We start from the raw sequence: 18,998 nt of genomic DNA on the forward strand, positions 1-18,998 counted from the left end.
TCTGTTAGCATGGGGGCATGAATTTAGCGGATATTCAAAAGCAATGCTCCCCGGGCCAGGTCTTAGCAGTTTCCAAACTGCAACCAGCCGAAAAAATTCGCAGCCTCTATCAACAGGGCCAACGGCATTTTGGTGAAAACTATGTGCAAGAGGCCTTAGACAAAATGGAGGCTCTTTCTGACCTTCCAGATATCGCCTGGCACTTGATCGGCCATCTTCAAAAAAATAAAGCTAAGTACGTTGCTGGCAAATTCAGCCTTATCCATTCTGTTGATTCTTTGGATCTTGCCAAAGCCATCAGTCAGCAATGCCAGAAAAAGAACGTGGATCAAAATATTTTAATCCAAGTGAATCTAGCTAAAGAAGAAACCAAATCTGGTTTTGATAAAGACCAGCTAATAAAAGATTGGCCAGAGCTTGTTCTTTTACCCCAAATTCATATTTTTGGTTTGATGACCATGCCCCCATTAACCGAAACCCCCGATGAAGTCCGTCCTTACTTTAGGGAACTCAGCGATTTGCTGCAGATCTTACGTGCGCAAACCAACCAGTCCATTCACCCACTGACAGAGCTGTCAATGGGCACGAGCCATGACTATCAAGTGGCAGTTGCTGAAGGAGCAACCATTGTGCGTCTTGGGACTATTTTGTTTGGCGAACGTCCCCCTAAAATGTAGGATTAAGCTACAGCTCTGGGAGTAAAATGAACCCCTATTTGAAATCACAAAAAATCGGTTTTTTAGGCGCTGGCAACATGGCGCAGGCAATGATCAAAGGACTTATCGAAGGGGGCATTTCTGCAAAAAATATTTTTGCAACGAATCGATCCCAAGGAAAGCTACAAAAACTAGTTGAGACCTATCAAATTAACGCTCTTGGAAGCAATGAAGAGCTTATTGATAAATGCGATATCATTATCCTGGCAGTAAAACCTCAAGATCTATTGCTTGCTTTAGAACCAGTGACCCGCGCTTTTGACGAACACAAGATTGTCGTCAGTGTGGCTGCGGGCATTCGCATGGAAAAGCTAGAAAGATATATTCAAGGGGCCCGCCTTGCCCGTGTCATGCCAAACACTCCCTCGCTGATCGGTCGCGGAGTGATTGGATACTTGCTAAATGACGACGAAGACAACGCTTTAGAAAGTACCGTTGAAGACTTGTTTGCCCCGCTTGGCAGAATTATCAAAGTCACTGATGAAGATCAGTTTGAAGCCTTGATGATTTCTTGTTCTAGTGGAACGGGATTTGTTTTTGAAATGATGATGTATTGGCAGGATTGGATTGAAGAGCACGGTTTTTCAGTGGAAGAAGCCCGCGTGATGACCATTGAAACTTTTGTTGGCGCATCTTTACTTGCAGCACAAGCCCGCGAAGGCGTTGAAGATCTGCAAGCCCGAGTGACATCGAAAAAAGGTGTGACCGCTGCTGGACTTCAGTCTATGAGGGAACTAGAGATCGAACGCGCTCTTCGCATTAGCTTTGAAAAGGCTGCGATGAGAAACAAAGAAATGGCTAGAGAAATCAAATAACCTTGCCCTGGTACAGACTCGGCCTTTATCCTTAATCCATAATGTTCATGGAGGAACAAGATGAGAATTACTCCTATCGATATCGCGCATAAGTCTTTTGGTAAAAAGATGATGGGACTAGATGCTGATGAGGTTATGGATTTCCTTCAGCAAGTTGCAGCACAAATGGAATCTCTAATTCAAGAACGCAATTCCTTAAAAGAAAGCATTCGCGAAAAAGAACTTTCCCTTCTTGAATACAAAGATCGCGACCAAGTTTTAAAAGAAACAATTGCAACCGCAACTCAAATGGCTGAAAGACTTCGCCAAGATGCAGAGCGTGAGGCAAAACTTATTATTGCTGATGCCCAACAAAAATCAGAAATCATCACTCGTGATTCTCGGGATTCACTGAAGAAGATGTATCAAGAGGTCACTGATCTTAAGCGCGTAAGAATGCAGTTTGAAGCGAACTTAAAAGCTTTGGCCCAAGCGCATTTGTCTTTGCTTGAGCAGGGCGAAAAGTACATGCCACAAGCTCAACTTCCGAATCACAACATTCAGAACGGAAATGGCCAAGGTCGCTCAGCGAATATTTCTCCGCTTTCAGCAGAGTAGTTTTCCTAATCATGATTGAAAAAATAGAAGGTGGAGTTCGGCTCCACCTTTTTATTCAGCCCAAATCCTCTAAAAATGAAGTCGTCGGTCCCCACAACGAAGAAATAAAAATTAAAATCACCGCCCCACCCGTCGACGGACAGGCCAACGAGGCCCTGATCGAATTTCTTTCTAAATTAGCAAAGGTCGCAAAAAGAAATATCACCTTAATTAAAGGCGAAACGGGAAGACATAAAGTCATAGAAATTCAAGGTTTGGAAGAGCCCCAGGCCAGAGCTCTTTTTAAATGTCCGTAAAAAAAATCTTAAGGACGATTCTTTTTCTTATTTGATTTTAATTCCACTTCAAATTCAGTGTTATCAAGTTGCTGTTGCAATTCGCGCTGTTGCAGCTCTTCGTCACTGATCTGCGGCTTCTTTTTGCGCGGTCGTTTTGTAGGACGAGCTTCAAAAAGACTTTGATCAATTTCATCAGAGGTGTTTTCTTTAAATTCTTGAACCTTCTTTTCCGAACTTAAATCGCCATCGATACGCTCTGGCTCTTGAACATAGCCATCCGTCATATCAAAAGTATATCGAATGAATCCGCCAACATGAAAACCTGCTGCAGAGTTCGCTCCTGTTAAAGTCACGCCCCCGTTAGCTTGCAAAGTCCATTTTTCTGATAGCGCCCACGTCGCATATCCCAAAGTATCAATCAACGAAGGGTTCGGAGAGTAAAACTTGAATGAACCGGCATTCACAGCATTGATATAAGCCGTGCGCACGGCAGAATCCGTGGCATTGGAATCTTCAGATACACTTTGATAGCCGAAAATTTCAGCGCCCCATTTCATTTTACCGTTGCCGAACTGAGCACCCACTCCCCAAGGCATCAGAAATGAACGCCCGTCACTGCGATAAGTAAAACCCAGCCAGCCGTAACCCTTAAAAGCATTAAAGTTCTTTTGCGCGATCAAACGAGATCTAACTTGAACCACACCTTCGGAATTAGCAACGGCATCAGAAAGAGGATCTATGGTTTCAAAAGGCATCAGCGCGACAAATTCTGGTATCAACTGAAACTTTTCATCATAAAGTAAAAAATCAACCCCTGCAGCCCCTTCGTTTAAGGAACTATTTGTACGAGTAGCCACGCTGTTTTTACTTTCAGAGTTTCCAACATTGGCCCAAGCAAACATAGACCAGCGACTTTTCGGCACATAACGAGTCGCAAAAGTGAAATCAAGTAGTTGATAACTATTCCCGCTTGAAAGGGTTTGATTCTCGCCACCAGAAGAATAATTGGCTTGGGAGCTGAAGTACTGAGTCGAGGCTTCAAACTCCCACGTGTCGCGCTTAAACTCTTTGTAGTTATCAAGAGCGAGAACTGGGCTAGAACTTAAAAAAAGACCTAAAATGAGAAGCTTACAAGGCTGAAGATTATTTGCTATTTTCATAACTTCCTAATATTAACAACTCTATGACTTCCACATCAAACAAATCGCGCCTGGCTATCATCTTTTTCACCGTCTTTCTTTATCTTGTAGGTTTTGGGGTCGTAATTCCAATCATTCCCCTTCTTAGCCGCAATTTTGGCGCAACGGCGCTACAAACGGGTCTGTTGCTTTCTGTGTACTCGTTAATGCAGTTTCTATTTTCTCCTTTTTGGGGACGCCTTAGTGATCGCGTTGGACGACGTCCCATTTTGCTGTTCTGTCTTGTCGGTGAAGCAATCTCTTACATTATCTTTGCCCAAGCTCGCACATTAGAATGGCTTTTCATCGCGCGCATCTTAGCAGGATTTTTTGGTGCCAGTCTTTCCACCGCATCAGCCTACATTTCTGACATCACTCCAAAACATGAACGGTCCAAAGGCATGGCCCTTATCGGCGCTGCTTTCGGCTTAGGATTCGTTTTCGGTCCTGCCCTTGGTGGTGGCCTTGCCGTATGGGGGCATGCCATCAATGCAGAACCACACTTTGACACTTCGTTTGCAGCATACTGGGTTGCAGGATTGTGCCTTGCGAACTTCCTTTTTGGTTTAAAGTTTCTAACTGAATCTTTAACTGAAAAAAGTGAATCGGCTGAAAAGAAAAAACGTTTCTCTGTGATGTGGCACTATCTAAACGTAAAAACCGTGGGCACATTGATGTCCGTGTTTTTGCTGACCTCGCTTGCGATGTCTTCAATGGAAGCAACTTTGATTCTATTTATGGGTGAAAAGTTCGGATGGGATATCAAACAAGTCAGCTTTGGATTTGCTTATATCGGGATCATCATCGTTTTCACCCAAGGTTTTTTAGTTCGCAGGCTCTTGCCAAAATGGGGTGAACGCAAAGTTTTAAGACTGGGGTTGGCTCTTTTTGCTGCAGGACTCACGTGCATTGCAGTTTCGGTAAATATTCCGATGATGGCTTTAGCAATGACGCTTTTGTCGTTAGGAAATGGCCTTTCAAATCCATCCATCTTAGGCAGCATCAGTTTGCTGTCTGATTCGAAAGAACAAGGGGCCGCAATGGGTGTTACTCAAAGCATGGCTTCATTAGGAAGAATCATCGGTCCCGCCATTGGCGGCGCTTTGTACGGCTACGTTGCAATGACTGCCCCTTTTTGGGTGTCAGGGTTGTTGGCAGCTGCAGGGTTAGCCCTCGTTATTAATATTTACAATCACATCCCAGAACACGGAAGAGCAGAGCAAAATGGCGTTTAATTCTATTGGATATTTTCAGTTCAATAATCTTTTGCAAAATCGAATTCCCATGATTCTGGTCATGCTAAATGAAGAGCTCGATTTCAAATCGTGGTTTAATAGTTTAGTAAATATGCATGTAGATAATATTAAGGTGGTGTTGCAACCACACGAGGTTGTCGCAGCTATTAACGAAAAAAAATTGCCAATGCATTTCGCGGTTGTAGTTATTGATAAAGATGGGACCCAATCACCCAAGGTAATTGAAGGTCTTGAAGCAGCTGGCTACACCAACGCGTTTTATGTTGATGGCGGATACGCAAAGATCCTGACAGAGCGGCAACAATAAAATAACAGGACTTTGACAAAACAACCAAACCTTAATTGGCTCTACCAAGTGCTTGTACAATACTTATTTCATCCAGAAAAAAACTTTTAAGAAAAGGAATGTACAATGAAAAGGTTTTTCATCACAGCAATTGCAACTGCGCTTGCAGCAACAGCTCAAGCTGGAACAATCAACTTAGATATGCGCGCGGATTATTCTGGCGTTACATATAATGACGAAGTAGCTACACCTAGCTATTCGAAATTTTACCTAAAAACAGGACGCTTGGATTTCCAAACGAAAGTTGTTGAAGATTTATCTATGCGTGTGCGTTGGGCGTTTAATAAATCAACGACTCAACTTAACACGGATTCTACCCAAAGATCATTAGAGTACGCTTATCTTTCGCACAAAATGAACGACATGTTCACTTTAAGCGCCGGTAAATTTAATACTGAATTTGGCGGCTTTGAAGGCGCGACAAGTGGTGCAGATTTATACCTAACTTCTGAATTCTACACTCGCACGGGCCCTGCTGGAGCGTTGGCTGGTCAAAACCTAGGAACTACCAATCTATTATATATGACTGGTGTTAAAGGGACTTTCTCTTTTGCTGACCAAACCCAAACTTTGCATATCTTAGCGACTAACGAGACAAACCAAGAAGCAACAACTCCTCTTTCTCAGAACACATCCATGGTGGGCGCGATTTGGAAGGGTGCCTTCATGGATAAAGCACTTATGTTCAATTTAAGCTATCACATGATGAATGCGAGTGTTACTGACGATAAACACAGCTTCATCGCCGTGGGCGCGATGTGGAATTCACAACCAGTCAGTGTAACTGTTGATTACCTAATGACTGAAAGAAACTCTGATGCGGGCGACACTAAAGACGCTTTAAACTCAATCGTAGCTAAAATTGGATACTCTGGCTGGGAACAATGGGTTCCACGCATTGAACTTACCAGTTCCGAAGAAAAACTTGAAATCGCAGGAACCCAAACTAACAAGTTCATGGGCATGGGTTTGGTACTTGAGTATAAACCATACACAGACACGAACTTCCGTTATCACGTAGCTGCGAATCAAGTGACGTTGCAACCAGAAACAGGCGACGACATTATCAAACAAGAAGTCCTTGTTGGCGCTCGTTTGATGGCTGATTTCCTAAAGTAATTGAATCGAACGACACATATAAAAAAAGGGGCAACACTTTAAGTGCTGCCCCTTTTCTTTTTTTGAAGTCTTGTTAGCGAAGGACCTCGCCCTTAATAACCTTGCCGCGGATAACAGTCGTTGGTGAAACGTAAACCCTTCCTGGGGCAGAACGGAATTCGATATCTCCATCCACTGTCACATCAGCACCCAATCGAATGATAGGTCCAAGGGGATGTTCAGGACTTGGATCAACTGCGATCTTCTTGACAGAAGACTTCCCCGTAATCTCTAGTTCGTTCCCTAAAAAGTTTAAAGACGAATCCAAAGTCACGTTGCGAAGGCTAGAACCTTGATCTCCACGAATCGTCACCGCACCCTGCAAATGACTTTGCTCTAAGATAGCGACACCGCGGAAATAACTTTCACCTCTCACCGAAGAATCCTTCAAAGTGGCGCGACCATCGACATTTAATGATTCAGCAACTTGAGACTTATCAAGTTCAACACGACCATTAACGTCTAAGGATTTTGCAAACTGCACATCCTTTGCAATTAAGCGCCCACGAATTTTAGCTGAACCTTTTACGCTGCCGTTTTGAATTTCGGCAACGCCATTATGATTCAGGTCGTTTAGATTCGTGACATCCTTAGCCAGTTTTCCCGAAGTCCCAGCGCAAGCAGTGCTAACTCCAACCAACAAAGATAGAAGGGTGCTAGCAATTACTGGTTTCATACTAAGTTGCTCCGCAACCGCTGTTGCTGACACAACCCGAGTCGAACCATTCAACTTCTTGGGCGCCTGCAGTGCTAGTTACTTCAAATGAAACTTGTTTATCTTCTTCGGTTGCTATGACGGGTTTAGCCGCTGCTACCGAAACGTTTGAGGCAAGCAACACATTCATCATGGCCGCAGATAAAGCCAATTTTTTCATTGTATCCTTACGCGAGTTTTCGTTGTTGTTCATGGTTCCTCCTGTGTTTTTATCCAGAATTAATTTCCTGAATAAATTTGTTTTTAAAAAGTAAGCATCGAACTTTCGGTTTCTTGAAACTGAGGTTGCAGCTTTTGCAGCAACGCTGGAATAAGCTCCAAGAAATGTTCCATCATTGATTCTAATTGAAATGTGTTAATAGAATTTGGCGCCTTCGCATCTCGGAAGTTTTGATAGCCTGTGCGATTTCTTAATTGTAGTAATAAAGTCTTAGAATCAAGATCACCAAAATTTGCCGCATTAAAAATTTGCAGAGTCGTAAGCATTCCCACTTCATTTTTTTCAGTCTCTGCAAACTTAAAATTCTTATTGGTTAGCTCATAAACCAAATCTAAGCTGGTTGAATCTAATACGTATTGATTTAATAAAAGTGCAAATTCAAAATTCTGAGCAGTAATTTCAGCAGTGTGCACATAGTATGAAAGCAATTTTGTCACAATACTTTCAGCCTCTTCATCAAACCCATCGGCCTTTAGAATCGTCGCCATTCTTAGCATTGCTGCATGCAGAACAAGACCTTGTGATTTTTGCGACATCAGCAAACTTTTTTCTAGGGCACTTTCATAACAGCCCTTTTTTTGATCTTGGATGATGTAAAATTCTGAAAGTAATGCGTCCTCTTTTTTCGCAACCCAGTTCCAAACTTCGCTGTTAACTTTATAGGTGGATTCATTCAGCAAAGTTTTTAAAAGATCGACCCGCAAAGACCGCAAAAAGGTTTTATACGCTTCTTGATCAGTCAGTTTTGATAAATCATAAACTGAATCAAAAAGCGGCAGCTCTTTATAACCGTTAATCACTGCCCCGATGGTAGCTTCAATTTCAGAAGCCACCAGCTGTTTTTCATGCCGGCCCTGACGAACCAAATTCACATAAGATTGCAAAGCCAAGGCAGACGCTCTGCCATCAGTACAGTGTCTGGCAGAAAAGGAACGCAAAATACCAAGACAAAGCGCGCGCGATAGATCCTTTTTTCCGTGGTGAAAAAGCAAAAGCGAAAGGTTGTTTCCTAATGAAAAGAAGAACTCTAGGTCTGCATCTGAAAGGTAATAATTTTTCTGTCTAAAGATAAACTCGAATTGATCCAAGCCACATTGCAGCTTCTGAATCCATGTCGTGTAGGAAACAAGATTAATATAGTCTTTATTTGGAACAAAGAACGTATTCGTCAATTGGGCGGTCTTCATACGGCCGCCTCTTTTTTCGGGAAGTATTTTTTGGACTGCAAATACTGCAGCAACATTCTTTCCTGAATGTTCATTTTTAGAGAAGGACAAGCGGCCCTGCCTTCGGCCCATTCTTTTGGACAACGTCCACCACAAAGTGGAAGCAGGAAGCATTCTTTGCATCCATAATCACCAGCAATGACTTCGTCATAAAAATGACTGAATTTATTTAGATTCGGAATAATTCCAGCGCCTTCATCCTTAATATTCCCAAGGCTGTGAATGTTTTTTCCAGCGACTTCATAACTTGGTACAAGGGAAACTTCCGTACAACCAAAGACTTCACCAGAAGGGTCCACCAGGTACCCACTTTTTGAAGACGCAAGACAAAGCTGTTTTTTTCTTTTTGGAATTAGATTTGACGGAAATCCCAACTGAATCATTTCCATCAAAATCCCCAGTTCCCAGTCAGCGAATTCTTTTAAAGAAGAAGATCTTGTGTGGGCGTCATTACCCCATGAATGAACCGGGATCATATAGAAGTGCCAGATTTTTTTATGCAAGCCATCACTGTGCAATTTTTTAATCAAAGGCAGAACGCCTTCTCTATTTTCATTATCGACATTGCAGCGAATGATAAATTTAGCTGTTGGCTTTTCTTCAGACAGCAAATCTTTCAAATTCTTATAGATGACGTCGAAGCTAGGGCCTTTGTATTTAGTAAAACGTCGTTGATCATGAAACTCCGCCGTTCCATCTAACGTGATTTCATATTGATTACAGTTAGCATGCTCAATGAGCAGATCCATATTCTTACGATTTAGATTAACCCCATTTGTCGTGGCTTTCGAACGAAAGCGAATGCCTTTTTCTAAACACAGGGATTTAAGTTCTTTGCCAATTTCAACAATGCGGGAAACGGCTGTTAAAGGTTCAGCCCCAAACCAGGAAACAACCAACTCTTTGGGCTGATGAGTTTGGATTTTGTTCTGAATAAAAGATAAAATAGCGTCCTTATCAAGTTTGCCTTCTTTAGAGTGAGCTTGCCCACAATACACACAACCTAACTGGCACCAAGATGAAGGCTGCAAAACCACGTACAACGTTTCTTCTTTATTATCTTCAACTTGATTTTCACTGATAATTTTTAACAACTCCTGATCAGGAGTTTCAGAAGTAAGAAATTGGTAACGTTCCAGATTGCTAAGAACCTCTGGCGCCAATGATTCAAAGCTTCCGGCCTGAAGTTCTTTATAGGATTCTAGATCCAAACTGATTTGGATCCCTGTTTTGGTATTCAATAAAAGTGCGACATATGTATGAAGATTTTGGTCGAAAATAACTTGCGAAAGTGAATATCTAGTTAAACGCATCTTTCCCCCGAAACATCTTGTTTCAGCTAACCTTTAGTTTTTCAAAACCCCGAAAATAAGGTTTGCAACTCCAGGACCGCGGGAAAAAATCTTCAAATAGAATTTATAATGGTTTGAGATTTCAAAACGATTTTTTTTTGGAAAATGAGTCTTCGATCGGGGACTCTAGATGTCCGAATTGTCCGAAGATCCATGGGAAATATTCTTAAGTGTTATTAATAGCTTATGAAACCCAAAGGTGGACAACCCGCCCACCGGATTTGAGAAAGAACTGCCCGGCTGATAGCTGAGTTTTAGAAAAAATATCACTGGGACCGAACATGTTGAATTTGAAAATGGCTTAACTTAAACAAGTTTATTAATACGACGTATTTCGGTTTCGACGATAAACACTGCCTTAGCAATCAAAGTTTATTTTCAAAACAATTGCCCTAGAGCCCCTTCGTCAGAAGTTTCAGTTCATTATCAAGCAGCCGGAGCAAAACTAGTTTGGCAAGGTAGCGGGACTTCTTACACGTTCAACAACAAATCCTTAAAAACGCTTGAATGGCCTTTGAAAGGCCGGCCCGGTGAAGCGAGAGTATTAGATTTTATATGCAACTAAATCCTAAGGTTTTTTAGGAGCTAACTTATAAACAGCGTCGCCCCATATTTTTTTGCCGGCGCTATCAATTAGCACACAAGCAAAAACTAATTCGTTACTTTCATTTAGATCCAGATTTCCTGCAAAGCCCGGAAAATTTCGATCAGAAATAATGTTTGCATCTCCTAAATCCGAAGGGATGCTGTCGCCTTCGCCAATCAATCGCTTTACGCCTTGCTTTGATGCGATATAAATTCCGCGCAAACCTTTTTCGTTCTTTGCACGAAAGGCTATCACTCCATACGAATTTATTTTTGGCGCAAACAATTCTAGCTCAGAAATTCCACCTTTTCCTTCGCTGACCACCGTTGTTAACTGGCCACTTTCATAGACAATCAAAGATTTTTTCCCTTGGTGATCGTGACCGACAAATACAACCAATCCATTTTTTGCTAAGCCTAAAGAGTTACCGAATCCCGAAAATGGTGAAGCCGCATTTGCTTTATTATCTTCAGCAATGATTTGAACATCATGCCCGTTTGCAACCGGGGTCAGAAGATAAATACGATCAGGTCGGTCATCCCCCCACTCGCCATTACCACCGTGACGAACTTTGAAGGCCCACTGTTTTGCTTCATTCATCGCCGGACTAAAAAGGTAAGAGGCTGCCACACCGAAAGACGTTTTTCCTTCCATCGCGAAATTTGATAATGACGATGTCATTTCATAAAAACCGCGATCACCTTCGCTAGTCAGGCCTCTGAAAACAGCTGTTCCATCGGTGAAGGTTTGTGCAAAACCAAAATAAGATATCTTATTATCCGGACCTGACACCTTCATTTCGCTTTTTGCTGTGCGGGAATCGAAAACAAAAAGTCCGTCACTAAAACCATCATTAAAGGGACTGTAGGTCACCTGTCCCAAATCATTGATCCCAGGATCGGTCACAAACTTATCACTCGCGGCCACATAAATAATTTTGCCTGCAGAATCGTGTTGGGTTTTAAGCCATAACGCCTGATCGGTAGTCCCGTTGACAGCCATAACTTTAAAGGCCACCTCCCCTTTGTTATTAATAACTGGCGAGGTGTTGTTTAGGAAACTTGAAGGCGGAAGCTGATAAGTACTTTTATAGTGCGCACGTGCCAGTAATTCTGGTTGCGAATAATCGGGCAAAGTTCCTGCCTGACTGAATTGAGAAAGAAATAAACCTGCTGCGAATAATTTTAAGCTTAAAAGTGCCATATGTTTATTGTGCCCAGTCCGCACTTTCTTTGAAAAGCCTTAATATGCTCGGATCCGAGACCTTCAGGACGCAGCGTTAAGACCGCTATTCCATTAAGACATTAAGCCAAGCTTAAGCCTATTACAGCTACCGAAAAGGCCCCAAATTTGGTACCCTCGCCTGAGTTATAAGAGGGACTTCCCATGTCAGAACAATTAAGTGATCGCTATAATCCCGCAGATGTTGAAACCCGCACCTATCAGTGGTGGGAAAACTCTGGTTATTTCAAGGCTCAGGATCAATCTACGAAGCCTCCATTTTCAATTATTTTACCTCCGCCAAATGTCACTGGCTTTCTACACATGGGTCATGCCTTGGATCACACGATCCAAGATATTTTGATTCGTTGGAAAAGAATGAATGGTTACAACACGATGTGGTTGCCTGGAACGGACCATGCGGGGATCGCAACTCAATCCGTGGTTGAGCGTGAGATCAAAAAAGAAGGCTTAAATCGTCATGATATGGGCCGTGAAAAATTCGTTGATAAAATTTGGGAGTGGAAACACCAATACGGTGATCGTATCTATTCGCAAATGCGCAGACTTGGTGATTCTTGTGACTGGGATCGCGCGGTTTTCACTTTAGATGAAGGTGTTTCTAAAGCCGTACGCAAAGTTTTCGTAAACCTTCACAAAAAAGGTCTGATCTATCGCGGGCAAAGACTTGTGAACTGGTCAGGTCCTCTTGAAACTGCGATTTCTGATTTGGAAGTTGAACACAAACAAATCAAGGGATCTTTATTCCATATTAAATATCCATTGGAAGAAGGTTCTGGTCACCTAGTTGTAGCGACGACTCGTCCTGAAACTATGCTGGGCGATACAGCTCTTTGCGTTCATCCTGAAGATGAGCGCTACAGACACTTGATTGGCAAATATGCGCTTATTCCATTGATCAACAAACGCGTAAAAATCATCTCTGACGTTTACGTAGATAAAGAATTTGGCTCTGGCGTAGTGAAAATCACTCCTGCCCATGACTTTAACGACTACAAGATCGGTAAATCCCACAACCTTGAGTTCATCAACATCCTGACTAAAAAAGCAGAGCTAAATGAAAACGCCGGTCCTTACAAAGGATTGAAAGTTCAAGAAGCTCGTAAAAGAATTCTTGAAGACCTTAAAGCCCAAGACTTGTTAGAAAAAGAAGAACCACATCTGCATTCAGTAGGTCACTGCTCGCGTTCAGGCGCGGTGGTAGAGCCGTTTCTATCTGAACAGTGGTTCGTCAAAATGGAACAGCTTGCAACCCCAGCTAAACGCGTGGTTGAAAGTGGCACTATCCGTTTTGAGCCTGAATCTTGGACTAAGGTTTACCTTCACTGGTTAAACAATATCGAAGACTGGTGTATTTCGCGTCAATTGTGGTGGGGTCACCGTATTCCGGTTTGGTATTGTGAAAAGTGCGAACATCAAACAGTAAGTGAAACTGATCCAACTGCCTGTGAAAAGTGCGGTGGTACTCACTTAAAACAAGACGAAGACGTTCTTGATACATGGTTCAGTTCTGCTTTATGGCCGTTTTCTACAATGGGTTGGCCAAATGAAACTGAAACCCTTAAGACTTTCTATCCGACGAACTATCTAGTTACTGGCCATGACATCATTTTCTTCTGGGTTGCTAGAATGATCATGATGGGTCTTGAATTTAAGCGCGATGTTCCTTTCCGCACGGTTTATATCCACGGCTTGGTGCGCGATTCTCAAGGTCGTAAAATGTCTAAGTCTTTGGGTAACTCGGTGGACCCCGTAGAGATGATTGAAAAGTATGGCGCTGATGCTTTACGTTTCACATTCTCTGCCCACTTATTTTCTGGAAAAGACCTTAAGTTCAGCGAACAACGCTTAGAAGGTTATCGTAACTTCATGAATAAGATCTGGAATGCGGCTCGTTTCGCATTAACAAATCTTTCTGACTTCCAAGCGCCGGCAGAAGGTGTAAAAGCGTTGCCGAACAAAGCTGACATCAGCGTGTTTGACCAATGGATCATCACGAAGCTTGCTGAAGTGACGAAAGAGGTTGAAGAAGCAATGGAAGGCGAAAGATTCTCTGACGCGGCCACAGCTTTATATCAATTCATCTGGAATCAGTTCTGTGACTGGTACATTGAGTTCACGAAGCCAATTATGAACGGCACAAATGTGGAAGAGAAAAAAGCGACACAACTAGTGATCGCGCAAGTTCTTAACCGTATCACGCGTCTGTTGCACCCGTTTGCACCATTTATATCGGAAGAAATTTACCAAAAACTTCCAATCAAAGGTGCTGCTTGTATCATAGACCAATACCCGAACACGCGTAATGATCGTGATTTCTTGGCATTGGGATCGCAACAAGCTGCTCTTGAAATCGACTTGGTAAAAGAAGTGATCGCAGGTATTCGTAATATCCGCGGCGAAAACCGCATCAGCCCAGCGACAAAAATCAACGTGCGTCTGGGTGTTACGAACGATCAAACGCAAAAAATTCTGGGTAACAACCGCACAGCTATCATCACGATGGGCCGTGTGGAAAACTTAGAAATCGGCGAAGAAGGCAACCTGATGAAATGTGCCGTGGCACCAGTTGTTGTTAAAGATGCTGCAGTAAAAGTGATTATCCCACTTGAAGGATTGGTTGATTTTGATGAAGAAGTAAAACGCATCACAAAATTGATCGATAAACTTCAAAAAGATATTTCTATGTTGTCAGCAAAACTTTCTAACGAAAAGTTCTTAGCGAATGCCGACGAAGACGTTGTAGCAACTGATAAAGCGCTTCTAGCGACTTCGAAGTTGCAGCTTGAATCACTTCGCGATGCTTTGACTCGCTTCCAGTAGATTTAAAGATTTCAAAAAAAAACAAAAAGCCTCTAAGGATGACTTAGAGGCTTTTTTATTCTTAATTCAATTCAGCTTCAGCTTCGCGGCTTGTAGCCGCTTGCGCTCTGCCGGCGTCCGCCGATTACTTACATTCGCATTTAAAGTTCACGCCGGTATCAACACCTGTGCAACTAAATGTCTTTCCTTCATGGGGCACTGAAAACGAAAAGATCTTTCCATTTTTTTCTACCAATACAAGTTCGTCGCCCGAATTAAACACGATACGACGACTGACGGAACGATCCGTCACGGTACCATCTGCTTCTAAGCCAGAAATTACTGTATCTGATGGATTCACTCTTAGTTCTGTCTCTACTGGGATTTCTTTTTCTGAACCATCAGGCGACATTGAATAATACTTCAATGCTCTTTGCGATTCTGCGGAAACATTTCCAATGGTTTCAAGATAAATGCGGCGAACTTCGCCTTCTTTAGTTCGTAGGTCTGTCGCGCGCCATTCTTCGTTTTGCGCAGAGATCACTCCCAAAGGTGCAGTAAGAACGTTGGTCATGTATTCCAAGTTAATTTCTACTTGGGGATCTAACTCCTCTACTTGAATTTTTAGACACTGGCCCATGTCTTTAAAAGCTTTTTGCAACAATGCGAACTTTTCAGAATCTTCCATCTTCGTGGGTAAAAATCCCGCAGCAGCGGATCCAAAATCTGGCGGTGGAGGAGGCGCTTTACCTACCTTCAATTGATTATTACTTCCGGGAGTATTTAGAAGTGCACTTATCGGAAATTCAGAATCTCCGATAAAGTGACAAAACGAAACCATCAGGATCACAGCAGCAATAAGACCTATTAAAACATGTTTCTTTTTATTCATAGGCATTTAGTTATCGACTGATATTCGCGTTGACGTCAAATGGAACAGCGTCGTCCACAGAAACACCACGAAATTCTAGACGAATCTGCAAAATATCAAATACTTCTGCGACCCATTTGCAATTGCGACCTTTTAGGTTTAGGTGCATCAAATAATTCGGAAGACCGGGTTGATATTCAAACTGCCACGAATGAACTTTACTGCAGCCTTCAACCCATTTGGGTGCATCAAGGGCGGTCAACGTAAGTTCCTTTGCTGAAGCAAAAGAAATTGTTTTTTCTTTTAGTACTGTATCGATGCTTTCAACAACTAAGCCGATTCGCAGATGAGCTTCTTCAGTTAAATCATTCCACACATATGAATATTCATACTGCCCAGAAGATAAAGGACGAATTTTTAAATTGATGGTTTTAACATCGTTCCCAGCAGGTTCGGCGAATGCTTGGCTTTCAAAAGACCACAAAGCGCAAAGCAAAGTTAGAACAAAAACAAAGTACCGCATGACATCCCCCCATTATGCGAAAGCTTGAGGTCCTTTTATTAAACCTCATCCCCTTAATGCAAGAAAGGGATCTTTTCAGATCCCCCTCTTGAAGTGATTTCAGATTAGGTGACAATCTTGGTCCTACTTAATTAAGCCAATCTCACGCAAACGCTGCATCAAGAAGTCATGTCCAGTTATATCAGGGTACTTAGCACCTGTCCCTTTACAAGAAGGCAAGCAGCTAAGCAAAGCATCTGGATGAGGATGCATAAAGAACGGCATTGAAAAACGACTGTCGTTCTTACCGTCTTGGGGATTGATCACTCGGTGAGTAGTTGACGGCAATACATCGTTCGTCAAACGCGCCAGCATATCACCCACGTCAACGATCAATGTGTCTGGTTCAGATTCGATATCCAACCAAGTGCCATCGCGATCTTTTAACTGTAGACCCGAAGCCGTTGCTGCAGGCAGAATTGTGATAAAGTTAATGTCTTCGTGGGCTGCTGCACGTACGCAACGTGGGTCAACACCTTCAGGAATTGGCGGATAGTGCAAAAGACGCAGAATTGAATTTCCATCTTTGGTCATGCGAGCGAAGAAATCTTTATCCACTTCTAATGGCATCGTTAATGCCTCAAGCATGATAGAGCCTGCTTCTTCTAAAGCATCAAATAAAGCCGTAAAGTGAGTTTTAAATTCAGGAAGTTCCGTTGGCCAAACATTTTCAGGATAAACGGTTTTTAAAGCATGACCTTCAGAAAGAACACGCCCCACATGCCAGAATTCTTTAAGATCCATAACTGGAGAATCTTTCGCATGCTCTTGACCAAATGGAGTGTATCCACGTTGGAAACCCGCAGTGGAAGAAATGTAGGATTTTTTTACTTCAGTTGGAAGGGAGTAGAAAGCTTTCAGAATGTCGTAAGCTTTATGAAGGTCAGCCGCTTTTACGTTGTGGTCTTTAAGAATAATGAAACCATATTCTTTTAGGCCCGTGAAAAGGTTGTCGATAAATTTCGCGCGTTCTTCACTTGAACCTTTTGTGTAACTAGCAAGGCTGAGTGTTGGAACTTTACGAAGAGTGCTGTTTTCTGAATGAGACACAGTTTCCGTCGATCTCACGAATTCCTCCCTTAGTGCGGTTACCACGGACTGTAGCAAGGTGCGCAATTAAAAGGCAACAGCAACTAATTATGCGTAAAAAGAATATCGAAGATTTTCACTAAGGTGGGCGTTTCAAACTTGAAATGGATATCGCCATCAAATAAACGCACAGCGTGTTCACTGCGGTAAGGCGAATTTCCCTCTTCATAACCACGATAAACGACAGGGCGAGGATCCAATTGCAAAGTCTGAATCACAATTTCACGCAATTCTTTGTCTGCGTTTCTTTGCTCCCACTGCTGCATTAGTATTTCGGCTTTTTCGGTGAACTGAACAGTTATAGGCTCTTTTTGAACCTCCCCTAACCAGCCTGTTCTTGCTGCAGGAACAGATTCAATTTCTGGCAAGTAAGGTTTTATATCTAAAATAGGTGTGCCATCGACAAGGTCGGCCCCAGAAATCACGATTCCATCTTTTTCTACGCTTACAAGTTCTACTAATGAAAGCCCAATTGGATTCGGCCGATGGGGACTGCGAGTCGCAAACAACCCCATACTTTTGCCTTCCAGACGCGGCGGATGAACTTTTGAATGAAAGCGCGCCACTTTATTTTGATGAAAAACCCAAATCAACCAAACGTGACTAAAACCTTCTAAACCTTGAAGAGATTCTTCCGGCTGCAAATCGGCGCGAATCTTCAAGCGTGCCCAGGCTTTTTTAACTAAGCCAGGCTGGCGCGGGGTGCCGAATTTATCACGAAAACAAGATTCTAAATAACCGATGGGTTCCATGTAGGTGCCGTACCTTTGAGACTCGCCTTGCGTCAAGATATTTCAAAAAACACAGTATTTTGCGCCGACAAAGCTGCACTTTTTGAATAAAAGGCTACCAAGATTTTTTCTATCTACGAAAGGCAAGAAAATGAAAAAGCTTCTAAGTGCTGTTTTGTTCTTAAGCTTTATTTCACTCGGCTCATTCGCCTCTGCCCTGCCGAACAGGCACCCTTATGATTATCTAAAAGGTGAATTAGGATTCACGCAATTTTACGGAAGTCACAATTCAGGACGTAGAATGAAAATTGCGATTTTAGATCGCACTCAGCGTGGTTCCGACCTCAGCCAACTTATTTTTTCATTTATGACTGATGATAGTCGTTCCCCACAATGGGAACCTAGCTTTCATTTTTACGAGGTTCGTGACCATCAAAGTCTTCGTGTCGCTATCCAAGAAATTTTAAAATCTAAAATCGATCTAGTCCTTTTGCCGCAGCTTTGGAACAACAACGGCTATTTTGATCACAACGCTGTTGCCGACGACTTAAATCGCCTGACCAGACAAGGAATCATCTTGGTGAATGCGCTGCCCGGATGTCATTCGTATAATTCCATTTATCACGCGAATGCTTTGACTGTCGCTTCAGCTCAAATTCCTGCTTGTGCTGGATATAATCCAGATGTCGTCATCAACATTCCTGCTTATGCTGCAGACAATTCAGTCGCTGCCGCCATCGCCACCGCAGGTTTTGCTTTATTAAAATCCAATGAACCGCGCATGACTCGAATTGATTTGCTTCATGCTGTTACTGATTTGTCCCAAGGACTTTCACTTCACCAATTAGGTTTTGGATATACGGGACCTGGATGCTTTTTTGATATTTATCTAAATCCAATGCCTTATTCTATTGGCGAAGCAGTGATGCGCGGCGGGGTCCCGGTGCAAACCACTGCCGGAATTCGCGTGATGATGCCGTTTGATCCGCTGCAAATTTGCCAGGGTCTGCAACGCCAATTTCCTAATGATATGATTGTGGCAATGCCAAATGGTGGATACGGAATTTTTCCGCGCTTTGGATACATTCCACCGGGAGCAATTGAACTTTTCCAAAGACCGTTAGAGGCAGGTCTTTGCCGCGACAATGGCAGAAGGCAAAATTATTTCCGCATTAAACCCTGCGACTTTGATGATGACGATGAGGAAGTACCTCCACCGACACCTCAAAGTGTCAGATGAAAATAAAAAACCCACGAT

The 18,998-nt window shown here is 42.7% G+C and carries 19 protein-coding genes; 9 read left to right on the forward strand and 10 right to left on the reverse strand.

Annotated elements, in window-relative coordinates; genetic code table 11:
- Positions 1 to 17: 17 nt before the first annotated feature.
- The 4 genes from MNR06_RS09790 to MNR06_RS09805 are packed head-to-tail and all read left to right on the forward strand — an operon-like array spanning position 18 to position 2,424.
- Positions 18 to 677 (forward strand): YggS family pyridoxal phosphate-dependent enzyme, encoded by a 660-nt coding sequence (locus MNR06_RS09790; protein ID WP_243535523.1) that lies wholly within the window; start codon positions 18 to 20, stop codon positions 675 to 677.
- A 26-nt stretch (positions 678 to 703) separates the two neighbouring features.
- The gene (locus tag MNR06_RS09795; RefSeq protein WP_243535526.1) at positions 704 to 1,531 is read left to right on the forward strand and encodes a pyrroline-5-carboxylate reductase family protein; all 828 of its coding nucleotides are present in this window, start codon (positions 704 to 706) and stop codon (positions 1,529 to 1,531) included.
- A 60-nt stretch (positions 1,532 to 1,591) separates the two neighbouring features.
- A complete protein-coding gene (locus MNR06_RS09800; RefSeq protein WP_243535528.1) occupies positions 1,592 to 2,128 on the forward strand; it encodes a DivIVA domain-containing protein in 537 nt (178 codons plus the stop codon).
- Positions 2,129 to 2,139: 11 nt separating this feature from the next.
- Positions 2,140 to 2,424, forward strand: a complete 285-nt coding sequence (locus MNR06_RS09805; protein WP_243535530.1) for a DUF167 domain-containing protein — start codon at positions 2,140 to 2,142, stop codon at positions 2,422 to 2,424.
- 8 nt (positions 2,425 to 2,432) lie between these two features.
- Here MNR06_RS09805 and MNR06_RS09810 read toward each other — a convergent pair whose 3' ends face one another.
- Positions 2,433 to 3,566 carry a hypothetical protein gene (locus MNR06_RS09810; protein ID WP_243535532.1) on the reverse strand — a complete coding sequence of 378 codons (1,134 nt, stop codon included), beginning with the start codon at positions 3,564 to 3,566 and terminating at the stop codon, positions 2,433 to 2,435.
- A gap of 23 nt (positions 3,567 to 3,589) precedes the next feature.
- Here MNR06_RS09810 and MNR06_RS09815 point away from each other — a divergent pair, with 23 nt between their 5' ends.
- The 3 genes from MNR06_RS09815 to MNR06_RS09825 all read left to right on the forward strand — a co-directional run bounded on the left by MNR06_RS09815 (position 3,590) and on the right by MNR06_RS09825 (position 6,305).
- On the forward strand, positions 3,590 to 4,819 hold the full coding sequence (locus MNR06_RS09815) for an MFS transporter (protein WP_243535534.1): 1,230 nt from the start codon (positions 3,590 to 3,592) through the stop codon (positions 4,817 to 4,819).
- Positions 4,809 to 5,147, forward strand: coding sequence for a rhodanese-like domain-containing protein (locus MNR06_RS09820; protein ID WP_243535536.1), 339 nt, complete (start codon positions 4,809 to 4,811; stop codon positions 5,145 to 5,147). Before MNR06_RS09815 ends, MNR06_RS09820 begins: the two co-directional genes overlap by 11 nt.
- 105 nt (positions 5,148 to 5,252) lie before the next feature.
- Positions 5,253 to 6,305, forward strand: coding sequence for a porin (locus tag MNR06_RS09825; RefSeq protein ID WP_243535538.1), 1,053 nt, complete (start codon positions 5,253 to 5,255; stop codon positions 6,303 to 6,305).
- 73 nt (positions 6,306 to 6,378) lie between these two features.
- Here the strand turns inward: MNR06_RS09825 and MNR06_RS09830 are convergent, their stop codons facing one another.
- The 5 genes from MNR06_RS09830 to MNR06_RS09850 form a co-directional block, all read right to left on the reverse strand.
- On the reverse strand, positions 6,379 to 7,020 hold the full coding sequence (locus MNR06_RS09830) for a hypothetical protein (RefSeq protein WP_243535540.1): 642 nt from the start codon (positions 7,018 to 7,020) through the stop codon (positions 6,379 to 6,381).
- 1 nt (position 7,021) lies between these two features.
- On the reverse strand, positions 7,022 to 7,252 hold the full coding sequence (locus MNR06_RS09835) for a hypothetical protein (RefSeq protein WP_243535542.1): 231 nt from the start codon (positions 7,250 to 7,252) through the stop codon (positions 7,022 to 7,024).
- 50 nt (positions 7,253 to 7,302) lie between these two features.
- Entirely contained in the window at positions 7,303 to 8,466 is a 1,164-nt protein-coding gene (locus tag MNR06_RS09840; RefSeq protein WP_243535544.1) for a hypothetical protein, read from the reverse strand.
- The gene (locus MNR06_RS09845) at positions 8,463 to 9,818 is read right to left on the reverse strand and encodes a radical SAM/SPASM domain-containing protein (protein ID WP_243535546.1); all 1,356 of its coding nucleotides are present in this window, start codon (positions 9,816 to 9,818) and stop codon (positions 8,463 to 8,465) included. Before MNR06_RS09845 ends, MNR06_RS09840 begins: the two co-directional genes overlap by 4 nt.
- A 607-nt stretch (positions 9,819 to 10,425) precedes the next feature.
- On the reverse strand, positions 10,426 to 11,646 hold the full coding sequence (locus tag MNR06_RS09850; protein WP_243535548.1) for a hypothetical protein: 1,221 nt from the start codon (positions 11,644 to 11,646) through the stop codon (positions 10,426 to 10,428).
- 183 nt (positions 11,647 to 11,829) lie between these two features.
- On the opposite strand from MNR06_RS09850, the gene MNR06_RS09855 reads away from it, so the two are divergent.
- Complete coding sequence (locus MNR06_RS09855; RefSeq protein WP_243535550.1) at positions 11,830 to 14,508, forward strand: valine--tRNA ligase; 2,679 nt, start codon at positions 11,830 to 11,832, stop codon at positions 14,506 to 14,508.
- A 124-nt stretch (positions 14,509 to 14,632) separates the two neighbouring features.
- Here the strand turns inward: MNR06_RS09855 and MNR06_RS09860 are convergent, their stop codons facing one another.
- From MNR06_RS09860 to tsaA, 4 genes are all read right to left on the reverse strand, one after another.
- Positions 14,633 to 15,379 (reverse strand): hypothetical protein, encoded by a 747-nt coding sequence (locus tag MNR06_RS09860; RefSeq protein ID WP_243535552.1) that lies wholly within the window; start codon positions 15,377 to 15,379, stop codon positions 14,633 to 14,635.
- A gap of 10 nt (positions 15,380 to 15,389) precedes the next feature.
- Positions 15,390 to 15,881, reverse strand: coding sequence for a hypothetical protein (locus MNR06_RS09865; protein WP_243535554.1), 492 nt, complete (start codon positions 15,879 to 15,881; stop codon positions 15,390 to 15,392).
- A 123-nt stretch (positions 15,882 to 16,004) separates the two neighbouring features.
- On the reverse strand, positions 16,005 to 16,988 hold the full coding sequence (locus tag MNR06_RS09870) for an isopenicillin N synthase family dioxygenase (RefSeq protein WP_243535556.1): 984 nt from the start codon (positions 16,986 to 16,988) through the stop codon (positions 16,005 to 16,007).
- A 65-nt stretch (positions 16,989 to 17,053) separates the two neighbouring features.
- Complete coding sequence (tsaA, locus tag MNR06_RS09875; protein WP_243535558.1) at positions 17,054 to 17,761, reverse strand: tRNA (N6-threonylcarbamoyladenosine(37)-N6)-methyltransferase TrmO; 708 nt, start codon at positions 17,759 to 17,761, stop codon at positions 17,054 to 17,056.
- A 130-nt stretch (positions 17,762 to 17,891) separates the two neighbouring features.
- Between tsaA and MNR06_RS09880 the strand changes: the two genes are divergently transcribed.
- Positions 17,892 to 18,980, forward strand: coding sequence for a hypothetical protein (locus MNR06_RS09880; RefSeq protein ID WP_243535560.1), 1,089 nt, complete (start codon positions 17,892 to 17,894; stop codon positions 18,978 to 18,980).
- Positions 18,981 to 18,998: the final 18 nt, after the last annotated feature.

The organism is Bdellovibrio reynosensis (genome assembly GCF_022814725.1).
Lineage (GTDB): Bacteria > Bdellovibrionota > Bdellovibrionia > Bdellovibrionales > Bdellovibrionaceae > Bdellovibrio > Bdellovibrio reynosensis.

Excerpts from the sequence above, each read along its gene's own strand:
- MNR06_RS09790 (WP_243535523.1), top strand. The coding sequence starts at position 18 with ATGAATTTAGCGGATATTCAAAAGCAATGCTCCCCGGGCCAGGTCTTA.
- MNR06_RS09795 (WP_243535526.1), top strand. The coding sequence starts at position 704 with ATGAACCCCTATTTGAAATCACAAAAAATCGGTTTTTTAGGCGCTGGC.
- MNR06_RS09800 (WP_243535528.1), top strand. The coding sequence starts at position 1,592 with ATGAGAATTACTCCTATCGATATCGCGCATAAGTCTTTTGGTAAAAAG.
- MNR06_RS09805 (WP_243535530.1), top strand. The coding sequence starts at position 2,140 with ATGATTGAAAAAATAGAAGGTGGAGTTCGGCTCCACCTTTTTATTCAG.
- MNR06_RS09810 (WP_243535532.1), bottom strand. The coding sequence starts at position 3,566 with ATGAAAATAGCAAATAATCTTCAGCCTTGTAAGCTTCTCATTTTAGGT.
- MNR06_RS09815 (WP_243535534.1), top strand. The coding sequence starts at position 3,590 with ATGACTTCCACATCAAACAAATCGCGCCTGGCTATCATCTTTTTCACC.
- MNR06_RS09820 (WP_243535536.1), top strand. The coding sequence starts at position 4,809 with ATGGCGTTTAATTCTATTGGATATTTTCAGTTCAATAATCTTTTGCAA.
- MNR06_RS09825 (WP_243535538.1), top strand. The coding sequence starts at position 5,253 with ATGAAAAGGTTTTTCATCACAGCAATTGCAACTGCGCTTGCAGCAACA.
- MNR06_RS09830 (WP_243535540.1), bottom strand. The coding sequence starts at position 7,020 with ATGAAACCAGTAATTGCTAGCACCCTTCTATCTTTGTTGGTTGGAGTT.
- MNR06_RS09835 (WP_243535542.1), bottom strand. The coding sequence starts at position 7,252 with ATGAACAACAACGAAAACTCGCGTAAGGATACAATGAAAAAATTGGCT.
- MNR06_RS09840 (WP_243535544.1), bottom strand. The coding sequence starts at position 8,466 with ATGAAGACCGCCCAATTGACGAATACGTTCTTTGTTCCAAATAAAGAC.
- MNR06_RS09845 (WP_243535546.1), bottom strand. The coding sequence starts at position 9,818 with ATGCGTTTAACTAGATATTCACTTTCGCAAGTTATTTTCGACCAAAAT.
- MNR06_RS09850 (WP_243535548.1), bottom strand. The coding sequence starts at position 11,646 with ATGGCACTTTTAAGCTTAAAATTATTCGCAGCAGGTTTATTTCTTTCT.
- MNR06_RS09855 (WP_243535550.1), top strand. The coding sequence starts at position 11,830 with ATGTCAGAACAATTAAGTGATCGCTATAATCCCGCAGATGTTGAAACC.
- MNR06_RS09860 (WP_243535552.1), bottom strand. The coding sequence starts at position 15,379 with ATGAATAAAAAGAAACATGTTTTAATAGGTCTTATTGCTGCTGTGATC.
- MNR06_RS09865 (WP_243535554.1), bottom strand. The coding sequence starts at position 15,881 with ATGCGGTACTTTGTTTTTGTTCTAACTTTGCTTTGCGCTTTGTGGTCT.
- tsaA (WP_243535558.1), bottom strand. The coding sequence starts at position 17,761 with ATGGAACCCATCGGTTATTTAGAATCTTGTTTTCGTGATAAATTCGGC.
- MNR06_RS09880 (WP_243535560.1), top strand. The coding sequence starts at position 17,892 with ATGAAAAAGCTTCTAAGTGCTGTTTTGTTCTTAAGCTTTATTTCACTC.